The sequence below is a fragment of the Modestobacter sp. Leaf380 genome, assembly GCF_001424485.1.
Classification (GTDB): Bacteria; Actinomycetota; Actinomycetes; order Mycobacteriales; family Geodermatophilaceae; genus Klenkia.
The window spans coordinates 38343-63598 of the sequence record NZ_LMQC01000012.1 but is presented as its reverse complement, the minus strand read 5'-3'; the positions used below and the strand labels follow the sequence as shown (position 1 = coordinate 63598).

Sequence of the window (25256 nt, the reverse complement as noted above, 5' to 3'; positions counted from 1 at the left end):
GGGACGGGTCCATGGGGGGACAGGTTCTCCCTCCCATCCGCATCGGAGGGGCTCTAACGTCGAGGCCATGGACAACCGGGCCGAGATCACCGACTTCCTGGCGACCCGCCGGGCCCGGCTCACCCCTGAGCAGGTGGGCCTGCCCACCTCGGGCCGACGACGGGTGCCCGGCCTGCGCCGGGAGGAGGTCGCCGTCCTGGCCGGGGTCAGCACCGACTGGTACACCCGGCTGGAGCGCGGCCACATCGCCGAGGTCTCCGACGACGTCCTGGCCTCGGTCTGCCGGGCGCTGCGCCTGGACGAGGCCGAGCGGTCCCACCTCGACGACCTGGCCCGCGCCGCCCGCCCCAGCAGGGCACCACGGCGCCGGGCCAGCCAGCGGGTGCGGCCCAGCGTCCAGTGGATGCTCGACGCGATGACCGGCGCTGCCGCCATCGTGCCCAACGGCAGCATGGACCTGGTCGCCGCCAACGCGTTGGGCCGCGCGCTGTACTCGCCGGTCTACGAGTTCGCCGCCGGCCGGACCGCCAACATCGCCCGCTTCCAGTTCCTGGACCCTCGCGCGCGGGACTTCCACGAGGACTGGCCTGCCGCGTTGAGCACCACCGTGGCGATCATGCGCACGGCGGCCGGGCGCGACCCGCACAACCGGGCACTCACCGACCTGGTGGGGGAGCTGGCGACCCGCAGCGAGGAGTTCCGCAGCCGGTGGGCCGGGCACGACGTGCGGCTGCACCACACCGGCGCCAAGACCTTCGTGCACCCCGTGGTCGGGCGCCTGGACCTGGCCTTCGACTCCATCGCGCTGCCCACCGACGAGCTCTGGGGCCTCAACCTGACCGTCTACACCGGCGAACCCGGCTCGCCGACTGCTGACGCCCTGTCCGTGCTGGCCAGCTGGGCCGCGACGGAGGCAGGCCGCCCGGTCGAGGACAGCGAGGAGCCCGCCGGACGCTGAGCCCGAGCCCACGAGGCAGGCAAACCCGCGGACGGCTGGCTCTGCTCGTTCGAGAGGGGCCATGGGGCGACCGTGTTCGTCGGACCCACCGGGAACGGTGACCGTTGAGCCGTTGCTCGAGGTGGTGCCCGTGGTGACTACGACCACGAGGCCCGGGATGCCGCCAGGGTCTACGCCGCTGGGTCCGGGTGGTGACCGACCTCTGGGATGTCCGCCTGCACGCAGTCTGAGTGGTGCGCTCTCACTCCCGGGACGTTGGTCGCCAGGGGACACCCTGGGGATCGACGCTCCCGTGCGCGCTGCGACGTGGGCGGTCGTGTCAGGTCCGCGAGGCCGGCTTGGCGTCTGAGCTGCGCCGCCCACGCGTCCGTCGTCCCGCCGGTACGCGCGGGACAGAGCGGGAGGGTGGCGGGGGATCGCGGGTGGCGGACCCCGCGCGTCGCAACGCAGGCTGCGGTGCGCCCAAGACGCGGAGGCAACATCGCTCGTGCAGTCAGTTCCTCGTCTACCTGGTCGGCGGAGCCGTCGACCAGGTAGATGAGAGATCCAGGTCGGTCGCGGCGACTCGGGTGAGCCCGGAGACTGCCCCCGCGGCGGCTCGGCTGACGTCGACTTCCTGGGAGGCGCGGTCGACCTGCGGTCGGTGCTCAGGTCCGGGGCTGACCAGAGCAGAGATGCGGACGGCGTAGACCCGGAACACACTCGAGCCCGTGACCCAGTCCCGGTCCGACCATCCGGGGAACCGGCACCCACCTCAATCGAATCGGGAACGGCTCGATCCCGTTCGCGCCCTTGAACCCTTCACGGGGGCGACTGGGGTCGGCTCGTGATCGGCCCTGGCGACGACGTCGAGGCAGCGATCATGCGAGCGCTCGGGCACCCGGCGGACAGTGCGGTGACGGCGTCGGGTCTCCCCGACCGGCTCGCGGCGGCGTGCGCCCAGGTGCTCCCGGTCGATGGGGCCTGTCTCAGCGGGGCACCCGGCGGACAGTGCGGTGACGGCGTCGGGTCTCCCCGACCGGCTCGCGGCGGCGTGCGCCCAGGTGCTCCCGGTCGATGGGGCCTGTCTCAGCGTCACCTTCGCCGTGGACCGTCGACTGCCGATCGGGGCCGCTGRCGGGGTCAGTGCGCTGGCCGAGCGGCTGGAGTTCGCCATGGGTGAGGGTCCCTGCTTCGACGCCCAGCACGGTGGGCGGCCGGTGAGCGCCTCGGCGGCGGTTCTGGCCCGTCGGTGGCCGGTGTACTGGTCGGGGCTGGTCGCCGGCACCCCGTATCGCAGTGCGGTGGCCGTGCCCGTGGGTCCGCCGCTGTCCGGGGTCGCGGTGCTGGGGCTCTTCCTGAAGTCCAGTGAGGACCCGCCCCGGGCGGTGGTGGCGGCCGCGGCGGCCGCCGGGTTCGCTGTCGGCGGGATCCTGGCCCGCGACCTGGGTGGCGGCGATGATCTGGTGCTGGGTGTCCCGACGTGGTTGGACACCCCGAGCACCCGGCGTCGGCAGCAGGTGTGGCARGCCATCGGGTACCTCAACGGGCAGCGCGGTGTCCGCAGCGATGAGTCCCTGGCCCTGYTCCGCAGCCACGCCTTCCACCACTCGGTGGACCTGGAGTCAGCAGCAGCCAGTGTCCTCGGTGGCGAGCTGCCCTCCATGTGAACCCGAACCMGGCGTACGCGGCCCAGAGGGCTACGGTGCTGGTCAGGCCGCTCCGGCGGTGCTCGTCCAATCAAGGGCGCACCCACGTCACACCCCTGCCGGGTGTGACCGTCACGGCGTAGCTGCCCGGCAGCACGCCGGGATCGGTGCGACCCCGATGAGCAGTCACATCCCCGCCGACGACACCGCCGATGACCGCGCCGCCGATGACCGGGTGTCTTCGGTGTCCGGTGATCCGGACATCGGTGCGACCCCGATGAGCAGTCACATCCCCGCCGACGACACCGCCGATGACCGCGCCGCCGATGACCGGGTGTCTTCGGTGTCCGGTGATCCGGACGCGCTGGACCGCGAGACGCATCGGGCAGCCGGGCAGCCGATCGCCTCACCGCAGCTGGGGTCGGTCGACGTCGCCGGCCTGGATGCCCTGGCGCGTCTGCTGCTGGGGTCGGAGTCGATCGCCTCGGTGCTGCACCGGGCGGCCAGCTACGCCCACCGGGCGTTGTCGATGGCCCAGGAGGTGTCGGTGTCGCTGATCTCGGGTGGGCACCGGGCATCGGCTGCCTGGACGGGGCTGTTGGCCTTCGAGCTGGATGAGTGCCAACACGGCACGGGGTACGGGCCGTGCCTGGAGGCCGCCCGCACCAACAGGGTCGTCGTCATCGAGGACACCGCCACCGAGACCCGGTGGCCGGAGTTCGTGGCCCTGGCGGCCCGGCAGGGGGTGGGGTCCACGCTGTCGGTGCCCATCGATCGCGAACATGCACGACCTGGAGACCGCCCGCAGCGAAGTCACCAACCTGCAGGCCGCGCTGCAGACCCGCGCCGGCATCGAGCAGGCCAAGGGCATCTTGATGGCCGTGCACGGGTGCAGCGCTCGGTGGACCGCCCCACCCGGGCCGCGACCTGCTCGGCGACCTCGCGCAGCTTGGTGTTGGTGTCCTGGGACTCCTTGGACAGGATCGCAAACGCCTCCTCGGGGGCTGTGAGCGGGTGATCAGGTGCCGCCGGGCCGGGGCTGCTCCGTTTCCACCGGTCGCAGGCGGCTGCAGGCTCTGGTCAGTCCTCGATGACGTCGCGGCCTTGCTCGCGGAGCTGGGCCAGGCCGGCGAGCATGCTCTGCACCGCCTTGGGTGGGTGTGGCGACCAGTCGGTGAGCTCGTCGACCACCCGGAGCGGGTGCCGTGTGCGGTAGCAGCCGGTGGGGTTGCCGGGGAACTTCTTGTCGGTCACGTTCGGGTCGTCCTGGAAGGGGCCGGTGGGCTCGACGACGTAGACGTGCCCGGCCCGTCGAGGCCGGCCAGCGCGCTCGCCAGCTGGGCACCCCACGACGCGGTGGGGCGCCTCGGTGGTCAGGTAGACGTGGTTCATCACCCGCCCGGTCCGGAAGTTCGATCCTCGGCCGGCCACCAGCTCCTCGCCGACGGACAACACCGCCTTCCTGCCGTGCACGAACGGGCCGGGAACGTGGTCACACCGGTCGTAGGTCACCGGCACTCGGTCGGCGTTGGGGACGTCATTGACCGCGTCGCGGTCCCCCGGGGCATCGCTCCCGCTCAGCACCCCAACCACGGTGCAGGCACTAGGGCCGCTCCCGAACCATCCAGACCGACCCCTCACGAACCATCGTTTTCCGCGCCCATCGCCCGGCGCCCGGCGCCCGGTAACCGTGGGGGCATGTCATGGCTCGGTACCCGCTGGTCGGGGCTTAGCCCTGTGTGGGAAGTTGTCGCGGTGCCTGACCGAGAGCGGACGTGGCCCCAGTGCTGGGCACTCGGGTTGCTGCTCGGATTCCTCGCGACCGTGGCCTATCACGCGCTGCTCGTCTTCGTCCTGGGCGAGGTGTTCTTATGGCGGCGCGCCGTCATCTGGTTCATCAGCATGTCGCTGATCGGCACGGTCGCCGGACGGTTCCCCAGACGAGCTGGCCCATGGCGACGGGGCTGACACCTCTCGAGTCCAACCTGGATGAGTGCCACATACCCCCGGTACTCGGATGTACAGATCATGTGTCACAACTTGGTCCGAAAAGGGTCAACTCCTTGAACCTGACGACGATGAGAGCGCCAGGCCCCGAAGACCTACAGCCCGTTGCCGCCGCTGAGGCCGCCCGCGTCGTCCCAGGCGAAGTGCAGACCATGCCGGCGAGGACGAACCCCACGCTGAGGCCGCCCCGGCGGGGCTGGGCGGCAGTGCCGATCAGGTGGATGATGCCGCTGCAGACCAGCTGGAGGCGATCCGGAGGAAGGAGTCGTCACGGCAGCCGTCGACCTGTCTCGTGGTGGAAGAGGTGCACCTGCCCGGGGTCGATCCCCAGCCGGACGTGGTCGCCCACGGCCGGGAGTCCGCGGCCGGGCACGCGGACGGTCAGCAGCTCGGAGACTGCCTGGACGGTGGCGTCCGACGGCCGGGCGAGCACCTGGCCCTCGGCCCCGAGTGACTCGACGACCTCGACCTGCGCCGGGATGCCGGCGGTGCCGGACAGGACGAGCGCCTCGGGGCGCACCCCGACGGTGACCCGTCGGTGTCCGGCACCGAGGACCCCGGCCAGGAGGTCGGGGGCGATGTCGAGGGGGCTGACGCCCCACTGCAGCCCGGTGGGGGTGACCGCAGCGTCGAGCATGTTCATCGCCGGCGAGCCGATGAAGCCGGCCACGAAGGTGTTCACCGGCCGGTCGTAGAGCGCCTGTGGTGTGTCGACCTGCTGGAGGACCCCGTCCGCCAGCACGGCGACCCGGTCGGCCATGGTCATGGCCTCCACCTGGTCGTGGGTGACGTACACGGTGGTGGTGCCCAGCTCCCGCTGCAGCCGGACGATCTCGGTGCGGGTCCGGGTGCGCAGTGCGGCGTCCAGGTTGGACAACGGTTCGTCCATCAGGAACACCTGGGGACGGCGGACGATCGCCCGCCCCATGGCCACCCGCTGTCGCTGCCCGCCGGACAGCGAGGACGGCTTGCGGTCGAGGTAGGGGGTGAGGTCCAGCATGGTCGCCGCCTGCTCGACCCGGCTGCGGACCTCGGGCTTCGCCAGCCCGGCGATCCTCAGCCCGAAGGTCATGTTCTGCCGCACGGTCATGTGCGGGTAGAGCGCGTAGGACTGGAAGACCATGGCGACGTCGCGCTGGTGCGCGGGGGTGGACGTCACGTCCTGGCCGCCGATCCTGATGCTGCCGGCAGTGACGGGGTCCAGGCCCGCCAGCATCCGCAGCGAGGTGGACTTCCCGCAGCCGGAGGGGCCGACCAGGACGAGGAACTCCCCGTCGGCGATCTCGAGGTCCAGACCGTCGACGGAGGGGCGCTCGGCTCCGGGGTGGGTCAGGGTGGCGCCGGCGTAGCTGATCGCAGCCATCAGGCCACCTCGTCCTCGGTCGGGCGCAACCGCCAGGTGCGCAGGTGCTGCCAGGTCAGGGTCTGCCACCAGCGGCCGGTCCAGTCGGCACTGGTCGTGCGGTAGAGCGCCACGGTGTCGCCGAGGAAGCCGGCGGGGTGGGCGACCGGGAGCCGGTCGATGAACTCCCGGACCTCACCGACCAGGTCCGGGCGGGTCAGCAGGTCGTGGGAGGCCAGCGACAGGTGGGCCGCCCAGGTGTCGGGGTCGTAGGGGTGCGGCTCGGGCGAGGCCGGGGCTCGGGTCAGGGGGGCGACCGCCCGGTCGACGGCGGAGGCCAGGTGCTGGAAGGCGGTGTTGCGGGAGCCGTCGGGGTGGTGGTCGACGTCGTAGACCGCGCCGTCCCCCATCGCCACCGGGCCGGCGTTGGTGACCGGGAAGGCCGGTCGGTCGCGCAGGACCTCGTCCAGGGCGGTGACGAGGTCCTCGACGGGGCCGGGGACGTGCTGGCTGCCCACCAGCGTGGCGTGCGGGGGGAAGGCCCCGGCCGACACGAGCCCGTACTGGGCGCGGACGGCGGCGGTCACCTGGGTCACCGCCCAGCAGGTGGCCGGGTCCGGACGCAGGTAGACCCCGTAGCGGTGCGGGTCGCCGGGGTCGGCGGGGAGTCGGCTGGGTCGTGGGGTGGTCATCGTCCGCCCATCTCGTGGTAGTCGGTGAGGATCTGGTCGGCGGCCTGCTGCGCCTGGTCCAGCGCTGCGGGCACCGAGGTGGTGCCGTCGAAGGCCGACTGCATGAGGTCGACGACCTCCAGTCGGATCGCGGTCATCGCCCCGGTCAGGCAGCCGGCGGTGGCCGTGGTGACGGGGGTGTCGGCGAACTGGTCGATGAGCACCTGGGTGGCCGGGTTGTCGTCCAGGAACGCCTGCTGGGTGGGGCTGTCGTCGACCGCGGTGTTGATCGGGGCGTAGCCGGAGATCTGGGAGAAGCCCTCCTGCACCTGCGCCGAGGCGAGGTGGGAGACCAGCTGCCAGGAAGCGACCTGCTCGGCGTCGGGGTGTCCGGGGCCCGACACCCACATCGCCGCACCGCCGATCAGCGCGCCGGCAACGGCCGGGTCACCGGACACCGGGTAGGGCAGTGCCGAGAACTCGGTGCCCCCGGCGGCCAGGCCGCCGATGGCGCCGCTGGAGTTGAACATCATCGCAACGTCCCCGGCTGCGAAGGCCGACACCGCGGAGTTGCCGTTGATGCCGGTGTCCAGGCCGGCACCGCTGGTGTAGAGGTCAGCCACCGCTTGGATGGCCGAGACCTGGGCCGGGTCGGTGAACGTGGCCCGGTCGGCGCCGGAGTCGGCGCGGCCGTTGTCCGGCCCGCACCACGTCGTCCCCGCGGCGGCGGTGAGCTGCTCGAACCACCAGCCGTCGAAGGGCTGGACGAGGCCGGCGACGCCGGGGACCCGGTCGGCCACCTGTCGGGCAGCCGCGGTGACCCCGGAGAGCGTGGACAGCGTGGCCCGGTCGACCCCGGCCCGGTCGAGCAGGTCGTCGTTGACGTAGAGCAGGGGCATCGACGTCGCCAGCGGGACCGCCAGCAGCTCTCCGTCGGCGCTGTAGTAGCTGCGCGCGGCCGGCCGCAGCTGGTCCAGGTCGAGTCCGTCGGGGTTGGCCGCCGCCAGGTCCTGCGCGGGGACGGTCTGGCCGACGTCCCGCAGGTACCCGGTGGTCACGTCGTTGATCACCAGGATGCTCGGCGTGGCCTGGTCCCGGACCGCCGACGTGTACTTGGCCAGCGTGTCCTGGTAGGTGCCCTGGAAGACAGCGGTGGCCTCGATGCGGCCCTCGTGCTGGGCGTTGAAGTCCGCGATCGCCGACTCCAGGGCCGTGCCCGCGGTGCTGCCCAGGCCGTGCCACACGGTGACCTGCACCGGCCCGTCCGCCTCGGCCAGGGCCTCGGGCCCGGGTGCTGCCCGACCGGTGGACGACGTCGGCGTCACGGCACCACCGGGGGCGCACGCGGCGAGGGTCAGCACGCCGACGGCGACGCCGGCCAGCAGTCGGGAACGGGACACGGGGACCTCGCGGGGTGAGTGGGGATGGGACGGGAGTGCCGGGGTGCGGGCCGGTTCACCGGGCACGGGTGGCCAGTCCTCGGACGAGGAAGCGCTGGCCCACGAGGACCAGCAGGAGCGTGGGCAGCAGGACGACCAGCGTCCCGGCGTAGACCACGGCCGGGGTGGTGGACTCCCCGGCGGCGAGCTGGGCCAGACCGACCTGCACGGTCCGCTGCTCGGGGGTGTCGGTGATCAGCAGCGGCCAGAAGTACCCGTTCCAGGCGGCCAACGCGCACCACAGCGCCGCCGTCACCACCTGGGGGGCGGCCATCGGGAGGACCACCCGGGTCAAGCAGCGCAGGTGCGAGGCGCCGTCGAGCCGGGCTGCTTCCCACACCTCGCGGGGCAGCTGACCGAAGGCCTGGCGGAGCAGGAAGACGGGGTAACCGACGGCCAGGAAGGGCAGCACGATGCCCAGCACCGTGTTGCGCAGTCCCAGGCTGCTGACCAGCTGGAAGTTGGGGATGACCGAGCTCTCCCCGGGGATGGCCAACGTCCCCAGGATGAGCACGAAGGCCACGGTGCGCCCCCGCCAGGTCGGGAAGACCAGGGCGTAGGCCGCGGCGGCGGCCAGCACCACCTGCGCCGTGGTCTGCAGTGCCGTGACCATCACGCTGACCCCGAACTGGCGGACCAGTGGGAAGCCGGCGAGGGCGGTCCGGACGTTGTCCAGGGTCAGGTCGCCGGGAGCCGGGAACATGGCGGCCAGACCCGTGCGTCCCGGGGGTGACACGGCGGTCGCCACGGTCACCCAGACCGGGAACACCACGACCGCGACGACCAGGGCGATCCACGTCCAGCGCAGCGCCGACCCCACGCGCAGCGCCGGGGCGGGGCGCCGGCGTGCGGGGGCGGTCATGCCCGGTCCCGGGTGAGCCGCATCTGGACCGCGGTGACCAGCACGACCAGCAGGAGCAGGGTCAGTGCGATGGTCGAGGCCTGGCCGTACTGGGGGAGGCCGGTGCCGAAGGCCCGCTGGTAGAGCTCGTACACCAACGTCGTGGTCGCCCCGGACGGCCCGCCGCGGGTGAGCACCTGCACCTGGGTGAACACCTGGAGGCCGGCGATGGTCTGGGTGACGACGAGGAACAGCAGGCTGGGCCGGATGGCGGGCACCACGATCGACCAGGCCGACCGCCACTCGCCGGCACCGTCGAGGGAGGCGGCCTCCAGCACGGACCGGTCGACCCGGGAGAGTGCGGCGAGCACGACGAGGAAGGCGAAGCCGAACTCGTACCAGGCCGTCGTCACCGCGATGCTGAGCACGGCCCAGCCCTGGGACTCCAGCCACGGTGGACCGGTGACCCCCAGGTCGGCGAGCAGCGCGTTGAGCTGGCCGACCGAGGGCGCCAGCAGTCCGGCGAACGCGGCGGACGCCGCCGCCGCGGAGTAGGCGAAGGGGAGGGACAGCAACACGGTCACCACCCGACCGCCGCGCTGGGAGGCCCGGCGCAGGGGGAGGGCGGCCAGCAGGGCACCGCCGGTGGCCATCACGACGACGAGGGCGGCGATGGTGAGGGTCGTCAGGAGGACCGACCGCAGGTCGGGGTCGGTGAGGAGGTCCGCGTAGTTCGACAGTCCCAGGAAGCCGGTGGCGTTCCCGACCAGGTCGCTGCCGTGCACGCTCAGCCACGCGCTGCGCACGACCGGCCAGTAGGAGAACACCGCCAGCAGGGCCAGGCACGGGAAGACGAAGACCACGCCGGCGCGCAGGTCCCGTCCCGCCGTCGGGGAGGAGGGTGATCGCATGTGTGGAACGTTCCACACCAACAAGTCTGATGTAGGCGGCTCAGACGGAACAGCAGGTGAACAACGTGTCAGTGCACGCGTGCCACCGTCCGGCCGGCCTGCAGCGTGCCCAGCAGGACCTGGTGCTGCGCGGCTGGTGCACCGCCGTCCAGGCGCGCCAGCAGGGCGTCGACAGCCCGCCGGCCCACCTCGCGCAGGGGCTGCGCCCAGCTGGTCAGTCCGATGGCCGGGCTGTCCAGCGGCGCGACCCCGTCGTAGCCCGAGACCGACACGTCCTCGGGTACGCGGACCCCCCGCCGTCGCAGGGCGGCCATGACCGCGAGCGCATCCCGGTCACTGGGGGCCATCACCGCCGTGCTCCCTCCCGACTCCAGGAGCCGGTCGACGGGCCCCTGGACGTCCTCGATCCGGACGTCGCGCACCGGGTCGACGGTGACGCCCAGTTCGAGCAGTCGGTCGGCCATCGCGCGGGCACGCGAGGACATCGTCAACGACTGGTGCTCCCCGGGCTGCAGCACGGTGACGCGCCGGTGCCCGAGGTCCGCGACGTGGTCGGCCAGTGATCGACCTCCGTGCACCTCGTCGCAGTAGACGCTGGTCACCGTCTCGGCGGTCTCCGGGCGGCCCGCGACGACCAGGGGGGTGCGGGCCGCCCGGATGACCAGGTCCGAGGAGGACAGCAGGCCGCTGCACACCAGCAGCCCCTCGACCTGCATCTCCACCAGGTGGTCCAGGGCGCGCAGCTCGTCGTCCAGGTCGAACGTGCCCGACCCGGTCGCGACCACGACCCGGTAGCCGACCTCGGCCGCCCGCTCGCTCATGGTGACCAGGAGGCGCCCGTAGAAGGGGGTCGAGGCGTCGCGGACGAAGACCCCCAGCGTGTTGGTCCGGGTGGACGACATCGATGCGGCCATGGCGTTGCGCACGTAACCCAGCTCCGCGGCCGCGGTCAGGACCTTCGACCGGGTGTCGGCAGAGACGCTCCCCCGACCGCTGTACACCCGCGACACCATCGACTTGGACACCCCAGCCCGGGCGGCGACGTCGATGATGGTCGGCGGCCGACCGTCACCTCTCACCGTGCGGCCAGTCCCAACACCTCGCGCGCGGCCGGGACCCCCGCCCACAGGTGGGCACCCCACCCGGCGGCCTGAGCACCGGCCACGTTGACCGGGCGGTCGTCGAAGAACACCAGCTCGGAGGGGTCACAGCCGTAGGCCTGCTCGGCGGCGGCGTAGACGGCGGCATCGGGCTTCATCAGGCCCAGGTCGGAGGAGAAGACGAGCTGGTCGATGCCTCGGCTCCAGTCGGCGGCCCGGACGGTCGCAGCCAGGGAGCGCGGTGCGTTGGACAGCACGACCACCCGGGAGCCTGCGGCGTTCAGATCGGCGATCAGCTCCACGACGCCGGGCGCCGGGGTCGACCACCGGGCGCAGTCGATGGCGTCCAGGACCTCAGGGTCGCCCTCGACCCCCACCCGGGCGAGCACCGCCGACCAGAACCCGCCCAGCGGGCCACCGCGGTCGTAGTCGTCCCGGAAGGCCCAGTAGGCAGGGGCGACATCGGTCTCGGCGCGCCCCAGGGACGCCGACACCGCCGTCGTCGCACCGTCGGTCGGCACGAGCACGCCGCCGAGGTCGAACACCGTCGTCTTGTCCATGCCCGGCAAGGTAGCGCTGGGACCCGTGCCGACCCCCGGTCGGGTGGGAACGTTCCACCCGATCGCCCTCCCGCGCGCGACCTGCGGCGGCGTCGGCCGTGGTCGACCCGACGCGAGCCCTCCCGTGCGCCGTCTCCCGCCGGCAACGGCACCGGGATCGACAGCGGTCCTGGGGTGCCTGCCGCGAGGATCGACGCACGGACCCAGGGAATGCGGACGGTCCCGGGACGTTCGACCTGACAGGAGCCGCGAGGCTCCGTGTTCCGACCAGAGAGGCCCGCCCCGTGTCCTTCCCGCTCTCCGTCCTCGACCTCGCCCCCGTCGCCCCGGGCGAGACCGTCACCGACAGCATCGCCCACAGCGTCGCCCTGGCGCAGGCCGCGGAGGAGCACGGCTACACCCGGGTCTGGTACGCCGAGCACCACAACATGGCCGCCATCGCGAGCTCGGCGACCAGCGTGCTGATCAGCCACGTCGGCGCGCACACGAAGGCGATCCGGCTCGGCGCGGGCGGCGTGATGCTGCCCAACCACTCGCCGCTGGTGATCGCCGAGCAGTTCGGCACCCTCGACGCGATGTACCCCGGCCGGATCGACCTGGGCCTGGGCCGCGCGCCCGGCTCGGACCAGAACACGATGCACGCGATGCGCACCGACCCGCGCTCCAGCGAGCGCTTCCCGCAGGACGTGCTGGAGCTGCAGGCCTACTTCGCCGGCGAGACCCGCGTCCCGGGCGTGGACGCCACCCCCGGCAAGGGCCGCCGCGTCCCGCTCTACATCCTGGGTTCCTCCACCTTCGGCGCCCAGCTCGCCGCCGCCCTGGGCCTGCCCTACGCGCACGCCTCGCACTTCGCCCCGCAGGCGCTGCAGGCTGCCGTGGAGATCTACCGCCGCGACTTCCAGCCCTCGCTGCAGCTGGACGCCCCGCACGTCATCGCCGGCGCGAACGTCATCGCCGCCGACACCGCCGAGGACGCTCGGGAGCAGTTCGAGGTCGTCCGCCGGGCCCGCGCGACCCTGCTCTTCGGCCGCGGCAAGACCTTCACCGACGAGGAGGCCCAGCTGCTGCTGGACTCCGGCGCCGGCGCCCAGATCGACTCGATGATGACCCACTCCGCCGTCGGCACCCCCGCCGAGGTGCGTGAGCAGCTGGTCGACTTCCGCCGGTTCGCCGACGCCGACGAGGTCATCGTCGGTCACGCCTCCGGCACGGTGGAGCAGCGGCTGCGCTCGGTGCAGCTGCTGGCCGAGGCGATGGAGACCGTCGCCGCCTAGTCAGGCGGTCATCTGCTCCCGCGGCCGGCTCGTCACCACTCGGCGAGCTGGCTGCAGGTCGGGCACAGGTGCGCGATCTCCTCGGGCTCCGGTGGCCACGCCACGTCGTCGTCGTGGGTGACGTAGGCGCCGCAGAGGGAGTTCCGGCGGCCGCCGGCGGAGCTGCCGATGGTGGCGTGCGCCGGGCCGATCAGGGTCGGGCGCGAGCCGGCACCGACGAGGGAGCCGACCATCATCTCGGCGCGCGCCGTCCGGTAGCGGAAACCCATGCGCCACAGGGTGACCGCTCATCGTGCCCCGGCCGGGCAGGCGGCGCCGTGTCCCAGACCCGGACGCCCCACCCGCCCCAGCCGTCACACGGTGGCGAGTGAGGCCGGCGCGGTCTGCCGGAACCAGGCCACCGTGCGGGCCAGCCCGTCGGCGAAGGACACCTGCGGCTCCCAGCCCAGCGCGGTGCGGATCGCGGTGATGTCCGGGCAGCGCACGGTGGGGTCGTCGACCGGGCGCCCGATGGACTCGACCGGGACGTCGACCCCGGCCGCGGCGGCCACCGCGCGCGCGATGTCCAGCACCGAGCGCTCCTCCGGGAAGCCCACGTTGAACGGCCCCGGCAGGTCCGAGCCGGCCACGGCGAGGACGCCGCGCACGGTGTCGTCGACGTAGCAGACCGACCGGGTCTGCGAGCCGTCCCCGGCGACCGTCATCGGCTGCCCGCTGAGCGCCTGGGCGATGAAGGTCGGGATGGCCCGGCCGTCCTCGCGGCGCATCCGCGGGCCGTAGGTGTTGAAGATCCGCACGATCGCGGTGTCCACGCCGTGCGCGGTCCGGTAGGCGGTGGTGATCGCCTCGCCGAAGCGCTTGGCCTCGTCGTAGACCCCGCGCGGGCCGACCGGGTTCACGTGCCCCCAGTAGCTCTCGGGTTGCGGGTGCACCTGCGGGTCGCCGTAGGTCTCCGACGTCGAGGCCAGCACCATGCGCGCGCCCGTCCGGCGGGCCGCCTCCAGCGCGTGCCAGGTGCCGACGCTGCCCACCCGCAGGGTCTCCACGGGCAGCCGCAGGTAGTCCGCGGGGGAGGCCGGGGAGGCGAAGTGCAGCACCAGGTCGACGTCGTCGGCGGTGGTGAAGGGCTCGCTGACGTCGTGGTGCACGAAGCTGAACCGCGGGTCGTCGCGCAGGTGGTCGACGTTGCTGCCGTCACTGGTGCACAGGTCGTCCATGCAGGTCACGCGGGCGCCGTCGGCGAGCAGCTGCTCGCACAGGTGGGAGCCGAGGAAGCCGGCGCCGCCGGTGACCAGGGCGTGCCGGGTGGGTCGTGCGCGCATCGGGGGGACCTCTCCGCCGACGACGGGGCCCGGATCTGGGGCCGTCGGCGACGGTAACCCCCTGCTGTGGCGCGGGCGACCCGGAGCCGACGTGCGGGGGTGGTGACGCCCGTGTTCTGATCATGGCGCGAGCCGAGCCAGAGCGCGCTGACGACCGGGGCCCACCCAGGTGGGGCCCCGTGACGCCTGCGAGGTGACGCGTGCGCGTGCTCGGCATCAACGCCCTGTTCCACGACCCGGCGGCAGCCCTCGTCGTCGACGGCACGATCGTGGCCGCCGCCGAGGAGGAGCGCTTCAGCCGGCGCAAGCACGGCAAGCGCCCGGTCCCGTTCTCCGCCTGGGAGACCCCCGACCTGGCTGCGGCCTGGTGCCTGCGGCAGGCCGGCGTCTGCGCGGAGGACCTGGACGCGATCGCCTACTCCTACGACCCGGCGCTGCACCTGAGCCCGGAGGAGGCCGGGGTGCACGACCCCTTCGACCACCTGCGGCTGACCTACGCGCAGCAGGCGCCGGGCTTCCTCGCCGAGGGGGTGCCCGGGCTGGACCCGGACAAGGTCCGCTTCGTCCCGCACCACGTCGCGCACGCGGCCTCGGCCGCGCTGGCCGCACCGTGGGGCGGCAGCTGCGCGGTGCTGGTGCTCGACGGCCGCGGCGAGCGGCACAGCCACCTGGCCGGCGTCTACCGGGACGGCGTGCTGGAGGTGCTGGCCTCCCAGCAGCTGCCGCACTCCCTGGGCCTGCTCTACGAGGACGTCACCGCGCACCTGGGCTTCCTGCGCAGCTCCGACGAGTTCAAGGTGATGGCGCTGGCCTCCTACGGGAAGCCCCGGCACGCCGAGGCGCTGCGCTCCCTGGTGCACGCCACCGGGGACGGCGGCTTCGTCACCGCCGGCGCCGACTTCGGCGCGCTGGCCAAGCCCCGGCACCCCGACGAGGAGTGGACCGCCGAGCACGCCGACCTCGCCGCCAGCGTCCAGCTGGTCACCGAGGAGGTGCTGCTGGACCTGGCCCGCTGGCTGCGGGAGACCACGGGGGAGACCCGGCTGGCGATGGCCGGCGGGGTGGCGCTGAACTGCGTGGCCAACAGCCGGCTGGCTGCGGGGTCCGGGTTCGCCGAGCTGTGGGTGCAGCCCGCCGCCGGGGACGCCGGCACCGCGCTGGGCGGTGCGCTGGAGCTGTCCTGGCGGGGCGGGGAGCCGACGGCGCCGTTCACGGGGGCGGACCTGGGCAGCGGCTGGTCCGACGCCGAGATCGAGGCCGTCCTGCAGACCGCGCGGGTGGCCTACCGGCGCAGCGACGACGTCGCCGAGGAGGTCGCCCAGTGCCTGGCCGAGGACGGCGTGGTGGCCTGGTACCAGGGCCGCAGCGAGTTCGGCCCGCGCGCGCTGGGCCACCGGTCGCTGCTCGCGCACCCCGGGCGCGCGGAGAACCTGGAGCGACTCAACGACGTCAAGGGCCGTGAGCAGTTCCGCCCGGTCGCCCCGATGGTGCGTCTGGACCGGGCCCGCGAGGTGTTCTCCTGCGGCCCGGTGCCCAGCCCGTACATGCTCTTCGTGCACGACGTCGCCGCGCAGTGGCGGGACCGCATCCCGGCCGTCGTGCACGTCGACGGCACCGCGCGCATCCAGTCCGTCGACCCGGCCACCGAGCCGCTGGTCGCGGCGATGCTGACCGGCTTCGAGCGGCGTACCGGGCTGCCGATCGTGGTCAACACCAGCCTGAACACCGCGGGCCGGCCGATGGTCGACAGCCCACGCGACGCCCTGGAGTGCTTCGGCTCCGGGCCGGTGGACCTGCTGGCGATCGGGCCGTTCGTGGTCCACCGGCGGTGGGCGCACGAGGGGCTGGCCCGGGAGTGAGCGCGCCCCGGTACGCCGTCGTCGTGCCCTCGCTGGGGCGTCCGTCCCTGCGGGTGCTGCTCGACGCGCTGGCCGCAGCGACAGGCCCGCGCCCGGAGTGGCTGGTCGTCGTCGACGACCGGGCCACGCCGGGGGAGACCCCGGTGGTCGACGTGCGCGACCTGCCCGACGACATCGCCGGGCACGTGCTGGTGCTGCACGGCGGCGGACGCGGGCCGGCCGCGGCCCGGAACACCGGCTGGCGGGCCGTCCCCGCCGACGTCGACTGGATCGCCTTCCTCGACGACGACGTGCTGGTCGGCCCGGACTGGTGCGCCGCGCTCGCCGCCGACCTCGCCGCCGCCGACCGGCACGGGCTGGCCGCCAGCCAGGCCGAGATCGACGTGCCGCTGCCGGCCGACCGCCGCCCCACCGACTGGGAGCGCGGCACCGCGGGCCTGTCCGGCGCCTGGTGGATCACCGCGGACATGGCCTACCGGCGGGACGCGCTGGTCGCCGTCGACGGGTTCGACGAGCGGTTCCCGCGTGCCTTCCGGGAGGACGCCGACCTGGCCCTGCGGGTGCAGGACACCGGCCGCCGGCTGGTCGTGGGCCGCCGGCACACCACCCACCCGGTTCGCCCGACCGGCCGCTGGACCAGCCTGCGCCAGCAGCGCGGCAACGCCGACGACGTGCTGATGGTCCGGGTGCACGGGCGGCTGTGGGCCGACCGGGCCGGTGCGACCACCGGCCGGCGTCCCCGGCACGTGGCGATCACCGCCGCCGGGCTGCTCGCGCTGACCACGCGCAGCCGGGTCGCTGCCGCGGTCTGGGCGGCGGGCACCGCCGAGTTCGCCTGGGCCCGCATCGCACCCGGCCCCCGGGACCGCGCCGAGGTGACCACGATGCTGGCCACCAGCCTCGCCATCCCGCCGGCCGCGACCTGGTGGTGGCTGCGCGCGCTGCTGCGCCGCACCCCGCCCCGGCCGGTCGCGGAGGCCGCCGAGGCCAAGGCGCTGCTGGTGGACCGGGACGGCACCCTGGTCGTCGACGTGCCCTACAACGGCGACCCCGACCGGGTGCAGCCGCTGCCCGGCGCGGTCGAGGCGGTGCACGCCGCACGGGCCGCCGGGCTCCCCGTCGGGGTGGTCACCAACCAGTCCGGGCTGGCCCGCGGCGCGTTCGACGAAGCCCAGCTGGCCGCCGTCCACGCCCGCGTCGAGGAGCTGTTCGGGGCCTTCGACGCGTGGTCGGTGTGCCCGCACGGGCCCGAGGACGGCTGTGCCTGCCGCAAGCCCGCGCCCGGTTCGGTCCGGGCCGCTGCGGAGACGCTCGGGGTCGAGCCGCAGGACTGCGTGCTGGTCGGCGACATCGGCGCCGACGTGCAGGCCGCCCGGGCGGCCGGGGCCCGCTCGGTGCTGGTGCCCACCGCGGTCACCCGCACCGCCGAGGTCGCCGCCGCACCGGTCGTCGCCCGGGACCTGCAGACCGCCGTCGCCACGGTGCTCGGCGGCCGGTCGTGACCCGCGCCCTGGTGGTGCGGCTGGACAGCCTGGGTGACGTCGTCGTCTGCGGGCCGGCGGTCCGCGCGGTCGCCGCGTCCGCCGACCGCGTCACCGTGCTGGCCGGCCCCCGCGGTGCCGCCGCCGCGGCGCTGCTGCCCGGGGTCGACGAGGTGCGGGTCTTCGACGCGCCCTGGATCACCGCCGACGCCGGGCCGGTCGACCCGGTGCTGGTGGCCCGGCTGGTCGGGGACCTGCGCGGCCGGTTCGACACCGCGCTGGTGCTGACCTCCTTCCACCAGAGCGCCCTGCCCACGGCGCTGCTGCTGCGCCTGGCCGGGGTGCCGCGGGTCGCCGCGGTGAGCACCGACTACCCGGGCAGCCTGCTCGACGTCCGGCTGCCCGAGCCGGGGGAGGACCCCGAGCCGGTCCGGATGACGGCGATCGCGCGGGGTGCCGGCTTCCACCTCCCACCGGGGGACGACGGCGCCCTCCGGCTGGTCGAGGACCTCCCGGCCGTCGCCGGCCTGCCCGCCCACCCCGTCGTCGTGCACCCCGGCGCCGACGCCGAGGCCCGCGCCTACCCGCGCTGGGCCGAGGTCGTCGCGCTGCTCACCGACCAGGGCCACGACGTCGTCGTCACCGGCGGGCCGGACGAGCGGGAGCTGACCGCCGCCGTGGCCGGGGGCCGGGCGCTGGACCTCGGGGGCCGGTTGTCGGTCGCCGAGCTGGCCGGCGTGCTGCGCGAGGCCGACGTCCTGGCCGTGGGCAACACCGGGCCCGCCCACCTGGCCGCCGCCGTCGGCACCCCCGTGGTGAGCCTGTTCTCCCCGGTCGTGCCGCTGACCCGATGGGCGCCGCACACCCCGCACCGGGTGGTGCTGGGCGACCAGTCCGCGCCCTGCGCCGGCAGCCGGGCGCGGGCCTGCCCGGTGCCGGGCCACCCGTGCCTGGCCGACGTCGCGCCGACCACCGTGGTCGCCGCGGTCGCGCAGCTGGTGGGGGTGGCGGCGTGAACGTCCTGGTCTGGCACGTGCACGGTTCCTGGCTGACCGCCCTCGTCCAGGGCCCGCACCGCTACCTGGTGCCGGTCGTCCCGGACCGCTCCGGCGACGGGCTGGGCCGGGCCCGCACCTGGGACTGGCCGTCCACCGTCGTCGAGGTGACCCCGGAGGAACTGCGCGACACCCCCGTGGACGTCGTGGTCCTGCAGCGCCCCCGCGACCTGGAGCTGCTGCGGGCCTGGACCGGCTGGGAGCCCGGCGTCGACGTCCCCGCCGTCTACGTCGAGCACGACACCCCGCCCGCCCCGGCGGACAGCCGCCATCTGCTGGCCGACCGCACCGACGTCCCGCTGGTGCACGTCACGCACTTCAACCGGGTCGCCTGGGACGCCGGCCGTGCACCGGTGCACGTCGTCGAGCACGGCGTGGTCGACCCCGGTCACCGGTGGACCGGGGAGCTGGCCCGCGCCGCCGTCGTCACCAACGACCCGGTGACCCGCGGGCGGACCGTCGGCACGGACCTGATCGCGCCGTTCGCGCCGCTCGGGGTGGACGTGTTCGGCATGCGGGTCACCGGGCTGTCCGACGCGCTGGGCGTGCCGGTCGGGGAGTTCGAGGACCTCCCGCAGGACGTGATGCACGACGAGCTCGCCCGACGCCGGGTCTACCTGCACCTCACGCGGTGGACCTCGCTCGGGCTGTCCCTGGTGGAGGCGATGACGATGGGGGTCCCCGTGGTGGTACTGGCCGCGACCGAGGCGCCGACGGTGGTGCCTGCGGGCGCCGGGGTGGTGGCCGCCGACGTGGACGCCCTGGTCGAGGGCGCCCGCCGGCTGCTGGCCGACCCGGACGCTGCCCGGGCCGCCGGCGAGGTGGCCCGCGCCGCGGCCCTGGAGCGGTTCGGGCTCGAGCGCTTCCTCACCGACCTGGACGCCGTGCTCGAGGGGGTGGCCCGGTGAGGATCGCGATGCTGTCGGAGCACGCCAGCCCGCTGGCCACCCTGGGCGGGGTCGACGCGGGCGGGCAGAACGTGCACGTCGCCATGCTGGCCCGCGCGCTGGCCGCCCGCGGCCACACCGTCACCGTCTACACCCGCCGCGACGCCCCCGACCTGCCGGTCAGCGTCGACTTCGCCCCCGGGGTCGTCGTCACCCACCTGGACGCCGGGCCGGCCGCGCCGGTGCCCAAGGACGACCTGTGGCCGCACGTCCGCGAGCTCGGCGCCGCACTGCGGGTGGAGCTGCTGGCCGACCCGCCGGACGTGCTGCACGCGCACTTCTGGATGAGCGGGCGGGCCGCGGTCGACGCCGTCCGCGGGCTGGGCATCCCGGTCGTGCAGACCTTCCACGCCCTCGGCTCGGTCAAGCGCCGCTGGCAGGGCGCAGCCGACACCAGCCCGGCCCCGCGGGTGCGGGTGGAGACCGCGGTCGCCCGCACCGCCGCCGGGGTCGTCGCCACCTGCGCCGACGAGGTGCGCGAGCTCGCCGAGCTGGGCGTGGACCCGGCCGGGGTCGCCGTCGTCCCCAGCGGGGTGGACACCACCGCCTTCACCCCCGAGGGCCCGCGCGCCCCGCGCACGGACGCCCCGCGGCTGCTGGTGATCGGCCGGCTGGTGCCGCGCAAGGGGGTCGGTGACGTGCTGGCCGCGCTGGCCGACGTCCCGGACGCCGAGCTGGTCGTGCTGGGCGGGCCCGACGCCGCCGAGCTGGTCGCCGACCCGGCCGCCGCGGAGCTGCTCGCCGAGGCCTCGGCCCGCGGCGTGCTGGACCGGGTGCGGCTGGCCGGGCGGGCCGACCGGGAGGAGGTCGCCGGCTGGATCCGGTCGGCCGACCTGGTGGTCTGCGCGCCCTGGTACGAGCCGTTCGGGATCGTGCCGCTGGAGGCGATGGCCTGCGGCGTGCCCGTCGTCGGCACCGCGGTCGGCGGGCTCACCGACACCGTCGTCGACGGCGTCACCGGCCTGCTCGTGCCCCCGCGCGAACCCGGGCAGCTGGCCGCCGCGATCCAGGCACTGCTCGCCGACCCCGACCGCCGCGCCGCGATGGGCGCCGCCGGGCGGGAGCGCGTCGTCACCACCTACGACTGGCAGGAGGTCGCCTCGATGACCGAGTCCGCGTACCGCCGCTTCACCCGGGCCGCCCGCCGTCCCGGCATCGCCGCGGCCCGGGCGGTGGCCCGGTGACCCGGCCGCCGACCCCCGTGGGGGCCGAGCACGTCGAGCACCTGACCGCCGCGCTGGCCGCCGTCGGCCCGGCCGTGGACACCGCGACCCGGTGGGGGCGCGAGCTGGCCGGGTTGCTGACCGGCGGCGCCCGGCTCGTCGCCGCCGGCAACGGCGGGAGCGCCGCGCAGGCCGCGCACCTGACCGCCGAGCTGGTCGGCCGCTACCGGGACGACCGGCGGCCCTTCTCCGCGGTCGCGCTGCACGCCGAGGTGTCCGCGCTGACCGCGATCACCAACGACTACGGCCTGGAGGAGGGCTTCGCCCGCCAGCTGGAGGCGCACGCCCGGCCCGGTGACGTCGCGGTGCTGATGTCCACCTCCGGCGGCAGCCCCAACGTGGTGCGCGCCGCCCAGCGGGCCCGGGAGTGCGGCGTCACCTGCTGGGCGATGACCGGCCGTGGCCCCAACCCGCTCACCGAGGTCGCCGACGAGTCGCTGACCGTCGAGTCGCCGTTCACCGCCACCGTGCAGGAGCTGCACCTGGTGCTGCTGCACGTGCTGTGCGCCGGTCTGGACGCCGAGCTCGATGCCCGGCTGATGGCGGGGACGTCGTGAGGACGCTGGTGGTCGTCGGCGACAGCCTGCTCGACGTCGACACCGTCGGCCGGGCGGCGAAGCTGTCGCCCGACGGCCCGGTGCCCGTCGTGCAGACCCAGTCCGAGGAGACCCGGGCCGGGGGAGCGGGCCTCACCGCCGCACTGGCCGCCGCCGACGGCGGCCGGGTCGTGCTGGTCACCCCGCTCGCCGACGACGCCGACGCCGCCACGCTGCGCGCGGTCCTCCCCGACGCCGTCGAGCTGGTGGCCGTGCCGTGGGCCGGGTCCACCCCGGTCAAGCACCGGATCCGGGCCGGCGGGCAGACCGTAGCCCGGGTCGACCGCGGCGGTGCGACCGGCGCCGTCGGTCCGCTGCCGCCCGCGGTGACCGCGGCCCTCGCCGGGGCGGACGCCGTCGTGGTCGCCGACTACGGCTACGGGACGACCGCCGACCCCGCGCTGCGCGAGCTGCTGACCGCGACCGCCCGCCGCCGTCCGGTCGTGTGGGACCCGCACCCCCGCGGTGCGGCCCCGGTGCCCGGCTGCCGGCTGGTCACCCCCAACGCACCCGAGGCGCTGGGCGCCGACCCGGGCCCCCGCCCGGACGTCGCCGCGGTCGCCGACCGGGCGTTGGAGCTGCGCCGGGAGTGGGCCGCCGGCACCGTCGTCGTCACCCTCGGGCCGGCCGGGGCGCTGGCCACCGTCGGTGAGGACGGCGTGCTCGCGGTGCCCGCGCCACCGGTCGTCGCCGGGGACACCTGCGGTGCCGGGGACCGGTTCGCCTCCGCCGCCGGCTGGGCGCTGGCCGCCGGGTCGCTGCCCACCGAGGCCGTCGCGGTCGCCGTCGCCGCCGCGTCGGCCTACGTCGCCGCCCCGGCCCCGGCGCCCGCCGGGAGCGGGGTGCTGGTGGCCAGCGGCGGCTGCTTCGACCTGCTGCACGCCGGCCACGTCGCCACCCTGGAGGCCGCCCGGGCGCTGGGCGACCGGCTGGTCGTCTGCGTGAACTCCGACGCCTCGGTCGCCCGGCTCAAGGGCCCGGGCCGGCCGCTGCAGCCGCAGGCCGACCGGGTCCGCATCCTGCGGGCACTGGCCTGCGTCGACGACGTCGTGGTGTTCGACGAGGACACCCCCGAGCAGGTGCTGCGCACCCTGCGCCCCCAGCTGTGGGTCAAGGGCGGCGACTACTCCGGCGTCGCCGTCCCGGAGGCCGCGGTGCTCGCCGGGTGGGGCGGGCGGGTCGTCACCGTGCCGTTCCTGGCCGGCCGCTCCACCACCCGGCTGGCCGAGCTGGCGGTCGCCCGCGCATGACCACCGCTGTCGTCCTCCGTGCCATCGGGCTCGGGGACATGCTCACCGGGCTGCCCGCGATGGCCCTGCTCCGCCAGGCCCTGCCCGGCTGGCGGCTGGTCGCCGCCGCGCCCGGGGCGTATGCCGACGTGCTCACCGGCGCCGGGCTGGTGGACGACGTCGTCCCGACCGCCGGGTTGTCCGACGTGTCCGGCCTGCCGTGGCGACCCGACCTCGCCGTCGACCTGCACGGCAACGGCCCGGCGTCCCGGGCGCCGCTGGAGGCCCTGGACCCGCGCCGGCTGATCGGGTTCGTCCGGCCCGGGGAGCCCGCCGCCCCGGACCGCTCCGTCTGGGACGACGACGAGCACGAGGTCGCCCGCTGGGGCCGACTGCTGGCCGAGCAGCTGCCCGGCGTCGGCCCCCCGCCACCGGTCTGGACCCTGCTGCCGCCGCCGGAGCCGGTGCTGCCCGGTGCCACCGTCGTGCACCCCGGTGCGGCGTCCGGCTCGCGCCGTTGGCCCGCGCAGCGGTGGTCGGCCGTGGCCCGGGCGCTGGTCGCCGACGGGCACCGGGTGGTGGTCACCGGGACGCCGGGGGAGCAGGCGCTGGTCGACGCGGTGGCCGGCCCGTCGGGTGCCGAGACCGCCACCGACCTCGGCGTGGACCGGCTGTTCGGGCTGGTCGCGGCCGCCCGCCTGGTGCTGTCCGGGGACACCGGCACCGCGCACGTGGCCTCGGCGTTCGGGACGCCGTCCGTGGTGCTCTCCGGGCCGGTCTCCCCGGCGCGCTGGGGCCCGCCGGCCCGCCGTCGGCACCGGGTGCTCTGGCCGACCGCGGACCCCGGGTACCGCGGCGACCCGCACGGCCGCGACGTCGACCCGGTGCTGCTGCGCACCACCGTCGACCAGGTGCTGGCCTGCGCGCGGGAGGTGTCGGCGTGACCGCGCTGGCCGACCGGCTCACCGTCGTGCTGCTCACCCACGACTGCACGGCCTGGCTGCCGCACACCCTGGACCGGCTCGCCGAGCTCGACCTGCCGGTGGTCGCGGTGGACAACGCCTCCACCGACGGCACCCGCGAGCTGCTCGCCGAGCGCCCGTTCGTGCAGCTGCGCGCGCTGTCGACGAACACCGGCGCGGCCGGGCGCAACGAGGGCGTCCGGGCGGCGCTGACGCCCTACGTGGTGTTCTGCGACGACGACGGCTGGTGGGAGCGGGCCGGCCTCGAGCGCGCCGTCGCCCTGCTGGACGCCCACCCCCGGCTGGCCCTGGTCAACGCCCGGATCGTGGTGGGCGAGGAGTGCGCACCGGACCCGATCTCCGCGGAGATGGCGGACAGCCCGCTCCCGGAGACCGAGGGCGTGCCCGGCACCGTGCTCCACAGCTTCATGGGCGGCGCCTCCGTCGTCCGGGTCGAGGCCTACGAGCAGGTCGGCGGCTACGCCCCGGCGTTCTTCATCGGCGGTGAGGAGGAGACCCTCGCGCACCCGCTGCTGCGGGAGGGCTGGCTGATGCGGTACGTCGACGACGTCGTCATGCACCACCACCCCAGCCAGGCCAACTTCGGCCGGATCCGGCACTTCGGCATCCGCAACACGCTGTGGAACGGCTGGCTGCACCGGCCCTGGCGCAGTGCGCTGCGCTGGACCGGCTTCGTGCTGCGGTCCTCCCCGCGGGACGCCGAGCTGGTCCGCGGGGTCGGGCTCGCACTGCGCGGCGTGCCGTGGGTGCTGGCCCGCCGCCGGCCGCTGCCCGACGACGTCGACGCCGGGCTGCGCACCCTGGAGGAGCGCCGCTTCGCCGCCTGGGACGCCGCCCGGCTCGCCGGCCTGCCGCCGGGGAGCGCGCCCAAGTACCCGGTGGCGACCGCGTGACCCGGGTGCTGGTCGCCGGGTGGTTCAGCTTCACCGAGGTCATCGCCACCGTCGGCGACGAGCGCGCCGCGCAGGTGGTCGGCGGCTGGTTGTCCAGCGCCGGCATCGACCACGACCTGGCCTACGCCGACTACCTGCACCGCGGCGTCGACCTGGCGCAGATGGACCCGGCCCCGTACAGCCACCTGGTGTGGGTCTGCGGGCCGGTGATGGCCAACGAGCTGCTGGACGGTCTGCTCGACCGGTTCGCCCACGCCTGCCGGTACGCCGTCGGGGTGTCGGTGGTCGAGCCCGCCGCGGCCGCCCGGTTCGACGCCGTCTGGTCGCGGGACGGCCAGGACACCGCACCCCGCCCGGACCTGGCGATCCACCCGGTCCAGGAGGGCCCGGCCGTGGTGGCGACCGTCTTCGCCCCGGTGCAGCCCGAGTACGGCGACCGCGGCCGGCACCTGGAGGTCCAGCGGGCGGTCGAGGAGTGGGTCGCCGACCGCGGACTGGGGTCCTTCGACGTCGCCACCGACCTGCTGACGCGCGCCGGCCTGCCGCGGCGAGTGGACCAGGTGCAGGCCACCCTGGGACGGGCCGACGTGGTGGTCAGCTCCCGGCTGCACGGCCTGGTGCTCGGGCTGGGCCGGGGCCGGCCGGTGATCGCGCTGGACCCGGTGCTGGGCGGGGCGAAGGTCACCGCCCAGGCGCACGCGCTGGGCTGGCCGGTGCTGCTGGGTGCCGACGAGGTCGACGCCGCCGCCCTGGACGCGGCGCTGGACCGCTGCCTGTGGCCGGGCAGCCCGGTGCTGCCGGACTGGAGCGGGGTGGCCCGGGCGCTGGCCGGCCAGCGGGAGGAGCTGGTGGCCCGGCTCACGTGAGCCATCACACCGCTAGCAGTGTGCTTGCTCTGGCGAGCAGTGGGCACGAGAGGTGCAGGCCCCACTGTCGA

Annotated in this window: 24 protein-coding genes and 2 pseudogenes; 16 read left to right on the top strand and 10 right to left on the bottom strand. The window is 75.0% G+C overall.

The window, feature by feature from the left end:
• Positions 1-67 precede the first annotated feature (67 nt).
• From ASG41_RS08235 to ASG41_RS25425, 4 genes and pseudogenes are all read left to right on the top strand, one after another.
• Positions 68-958: a helix-turn-helix transcriptional regulator gene (locus ASG41_RS08235; protein WP_056292566.1), complete on the top strand. Its 891-nt coding sequence runs from the start codon at positions 68-70 to the stop codon at positions 956-958.
• A 995-nt stretch (positions 959-1953) separates the two neighbouring features.
• Complete coding sequence (locus tag ASG41_RS23945) at positions 1954-2607, top strand: hypothetical protein (protein WP_056292565.1); 654 nt, start codon at positions 1954-1956, stop codon at positions 2605-2607.
• Positions 2507-3346: pseudogene (locus tag ASG41_RS24225) on the top strand (GAF domain-containing protein); the annotation flags it as partial. The gene ASG41_RS23945 and the pseudogene ASG41_RS24225, both read left to right, overlap by 101 nt.
• Positions 3347-3368: 22 nt before the next feature.
• Positions 3369-3449 (top strand): annotated as a pseudogene (locus tag ASG41_RS25425) (hypothetical protein); the annotation flags it as partial.
• 217 nt (positions 3450-3666) lie between these two features.
• On the opposite strand, the gene arr reads toward ASG41_RS25425, so the two are convergent.
• On the bottom strand, positions 3667-4170 hold the full coding sequence (arr, locus tag ASG41_RS08220; protein ID WP_235564646.1) for an NAD(+)--rifampin ADP-ribosyltransferase: 504 nt from the start codon (positions 4168-4170) through the stop codon (positions 3667-3669).
• Between the two features lie 216 nt (positions 4171-4386).
• Between arr and ASG41_RS08215 the strand changes: the two genes are divergently transcribed.
• On the top strand, positions 4387-4554 hold the full coding sequence (locus ASG41_RS08215) for a hypothetical protein (protein ID WP_157519201.1): 168 nt from the start codon (positions 4387-4389) through the stop codon (positions 4552-4554).
• A gap of 307 nt (positions 4555-4861) precedes the next feature.
• Here ASG41_RS08215 and ASG41_RS08210 read toward each other — a convergent pair whose 3' ends face one another.
• The 7 genes from ASG41_RS08210 to ASG41_RS08180 all read right to left on the bottom strand — a co-directional run bounded on the left by ASG41_RS08210 (position 4862) and on the right by ASG41_RS08180 (position 11457).
• A complete protein-coding gene (locus ASG41_RS08210) occupies positions 4862-5956 on the bottom strand; it encodes an ABC transporter ATP-binding protein (RefSeq protein ID WP_056292559.1) in 1095 nt (364 codons plus the stop codon).
• Complete coding sequence (locus ASG41_RS08205) at positions 5956-6627, bottom strand: 2'-5' RNA ligase family protein (protein WP_056292557.1); 672 nt, start codon at positions 6625-6627, stop codon at positions 5956-5958. The genes ASG41_RS08210 and ASG41_RS08205 overlap by 1 nt, the downstream gene beginning before the upstream one ends.
• Positions 6624-8006, bottom strand: coding sequence for an extracellular solute-binding protein (locus tag ASG41_RS08200; protein WP_056292554.1), 1383 nt, complete (start codon positions 8004-8006; stop codon positions 6624-6626). Before ASG41_RS08200 ends, ASG41_RS08205 begins: the two co-directional genes overlap by 4 nt.
• Positions 8007-8061: 55 nt before the next feature.
• Complete coding sequence (locus ASG41_RS08195; protein WP_056292552.1) at positions 8062-8907, bottom strand: carbohydrate ABC transporter permease; 846 nt, start codon at positions 8905-8907, stop codon at positions 8062-8064.
• Complete coding sequence (locus ASG41_RS08190) at positions 8904-9797, bottom strand: carbohydrate ABC transporter permease (RefSeq protein ID WP_082556711.1); 894 nt, start codon at positions 9795-9797, stop codon at positions 8904-8906. Before ASG41_RS08190 ends, ASG41_RS08195 begins: the two co-directional genes overlap by 4 nt.
• A gap of 68 nt (positions 9798-9865) precedes the next feature.
• Positions 9866-10876, bottom strand: coding sequence for a LacI family DNA-binding transcriptional regulator (locus ASG41_RS08185; RefSeq protein WP_056292548.1), 1011 nt, complete (start codon positions 10874-10876; stop codon positions 9866-9868).
• Positions 10873-11457 carry an HAD-IA family hydrolase gene (locus ASG41_RS08180; RefSeq protein ID WP_056292546.1) on the bottom strand — a complete coding sequence of 195 codons (585 nt, stop codon included), beginning with the start codon at positions 11455-11457 and terminating at the stop codon, positions 10873-10875. Before ASG41_RS08180 ends, ASG41_RS08185 begins: the two co-directional genes overlap by 4 nt.
• 284 nt (positions 11458-11741) lie before the next feature.
• Between ASG41_RS08180 and ASG41_RS08175 the strand changes: the two genes are divergently transcribed.
• A complete protein-coding gene (locus ASG41_RS08175) occupies positions 11742-12731 on the top strand; it encodes an LLM class flavin-dependent oxidoreductase (protein WP_056292543.1) in 990 nt (329 codons plus the stop codon).
• A 32-nt stretch (positions 12732-12763) separates the two neighbouring features.
• Here the strand turns inward: ASG41_RS08175 and ASG41_RS08170 are convergent, their stop codons facing one another.
• Positions 12764-13000, bottom strand: a complete 237-nt coding sequence (locus ASG41_RS08170; protein WP_056292540.1) for a hypothetical protein — start codon at positions 12998-13000, stop codon at positions 12764-12766.
• Positions 13001-13084: 84 nt separating this feature from the next.
• The gene (locus ASG41_RS08165) at positions 13085-14053 is read right to left on the bottom strand and encodes an NAD-dependent epimerase/dehydratase family protein (RefSeq protein ID WP_056292537.1); all 969 of its coding nucleotides are present in this window, start codon (positions 14051-14053) and stop codon (positions 13085-13087) included.
• Positions 14054-14253: 200 nt separating this feature from the next.
• Between ASG41_RS08165 and ASG41_RS08160 the strand changes: the two genes are divergently transcribed.
• Genes ASG41_RS08160 through ASG41_RS25225 form a run of 10 tightly spaced genes read left to right on the top strand, consistent with a single transcriptional unit; the run spans position 14254 to position 25185 of the window.
• Positions 14254-15912 (top strand): carbamoyltransferase C-terminal domain-containing protein, encoded by a 1659-nt coding sequence (locus ASG41_RS08160; protein WP_056292535.1) that lies wholly within the window; start codon positions 14254-14256, stop codon positions 15910-15912.
• Positions 15909-17414, top strand: coding sequence for an HAD-IIIA family hydrolase (locus ASG41_RS08155; RefSeq protein ID WP_056292533.1), 1506 nt, complete (start codon positions 15909-15911; stop codon positions 17412-17414). The genes ASG41_RS08160 and ASG41_RS08155 overlap by 4 nt, the downstream gene beginning before the upstream one ends.
• Positions 17411-18409 carry a glycosyltransferase family 9 protein gene (locus ASG41_RS08150; protein WP_056292531.1) on the top strand — a complete coding sequence of 333 codons (999 nt, stop codon included), beginning with the start codon at positions 17411-17413 and terminating at the stop codon, positions 18407-18409. The genes ASG41_RS08155 and ASG41_RS08150 overlap by 4 nt, the downstream gene beginning before the upstream one ends.
• Entirely contained in the window at positions 18406-19356 is a 951-nt protein-coding gene (locus tag ASG41_RS08145) for a glycosyltransferase (RefSeq protein ID WP_056292529.1), read from the top strand. Before ASG41_RS08150 ends, ASG41_RS08145 begins: the two co-directional genes overlap by 4 nt.
• A complete protein-coding gene (locus ASG41_RS08140) occupies positions 19353-20579 on the top strand; it encodes a glycosyltransferase (protein WP_235564643.1) in 1227 nt (408 codons plus the stop codon). The genes ASG41_RS08145 and ASG41_RS08140 overlap by 4 nt, the downstream gene beginning before the upstream one ends.
• Complete coding sequence (locus ASG41_RS08135) at positions 20576-21175, top strand: SIS domain-containing protein (RefSeq protein ID WP_056292526.1); 600 nt, start codon at positions 20576-20578, stop codon at positions 21173-21175. The genes ASG41_RS08140 and ASG41_RS08135 overlap by 4 nt, the downstream gene beginning before the upstream one ends.
• A complete protein-coding gene (locus tag ASG41_RS08130) occupies positions 21172-22464 on the top strand; it encodes a PfkB family carbohydrate kinase (protein ID WP_056292524.1) in 1293 nt (430 codons plus the stop codon). Before ASG41_RS08135 ends, ASG41_RS08130 begins: the two co-directional genes overlap by 4 nt.
• Positions 22461-23387, top strand: coding sequence for a glycosyltransferase family 9 protein (locus tag ASG41_RS08125; protein WP_056292523.1), 927 nt, complete (start codon positions 22461-22463; stop codon positions 23385-23387). The genes ASG41_RS08130 and ASG41_RS08125 overlap by 4 nt, the downstream gene beginning before the upstream one ends.
• On the top strand, positions 23384-24319 hold the full coding sequence (locus tag ASG41_RS08120) for a glycosyltransferase family 2 protein (protein WP_056292518.1): 936 nt from the start codon (positions 23384-23386) through the stop codon (positions 24317-24319). Before ASG41_RS08125 ends, ASG41_RS08120 begins: the two co-directional genes overlap by 4 nt.
• Positions 24316-25185 carry a polysaccharide pyruvyl transferase family protein gene (locus tag ASG41_RS25225; RefSeq protein WP_056292516.1) on the top strand — a complete coding sequence of 290 codons (870 nt, stop codon included), beginning with the start codon at positions 24316-24318 and terminating at the stop codon, positions 25183-25185. The genes ASG41_RS08120 and ASG41_RS25225 overlap by 4 nt, the downstream gene beginning before the upstream one ends.
• Positions 25186-25256 lie beyond the last annotated feature (71 nt).

Excerpts from the sequence above, each read along its gene's own strand:
- ASG41_RS08165 (WP_056292537.1), bottom strand. The coding sequence starts at position 14,053 with ATGCGCGCACGACCCACCCGGCACGCCCTGGTCACCGGCGGCGCCGGC.
- ASG41_RS08190 (WP_082556711.1), bottom strand. The coding sequence starts at position 9,797 with ATGCGATCACCCTCCTCCCCGACGGCGGGACGGGACCTGCGCGCCGGC.
- ASG41_RS08125 (WP_056292523.1), top strand. The coding sequence starts at position 22,461 with ATGACCACCGCTGTCGTCCTCCGTGCCATCGGGCTCGGGGACATGCTC.
- ASG41_RS08235 (WP_056292566.1), top strand. The coding sequence starts at position 68 with ATGGACAACCGGGCCGAGATCACCGACTTCCTGGCGACCCGCCGGGCC.
- ASG41_RS08210 (WP_056292559.1), bottom strand. The coding sequence starts at position 5,956 with ATGGCTGCGATCAGCTACGCCGGCGCCACCCTGACCCACCCCGGAGCC.
- ASG41_RS08205 (WP_056292557.1), bottom strand. The coding sequence starts at position 6,627 with ATGACCACCCCACGACCCAGCCGACTCCCCGCCGACCCCGGCGACCCG.
- ASG41_RS08180 (WP_056292546.1), bottom strand. The coding sequence starts at position 11,457 with ATGGACAAGACGACGGTGTTCGACCTCGGCGGCGTGCTCGTGCCGACC.
- ASG41_RS08195 (WP_056292552.1), bottom strand. The coding sequence starts at position 8,907 with ATGACCGCCCCCGCACGCCGGCGCCCCGCCCCGGCGCTGCGCGTGGGG.
- ASG41_RS08170 (WP_056292540.1), bottom strand. The coding sequence starts at position 13,000 with ATGGGTTTCCGCTACCGGACGGCGCGCGCCGAGATGATGGTCGGCTCC.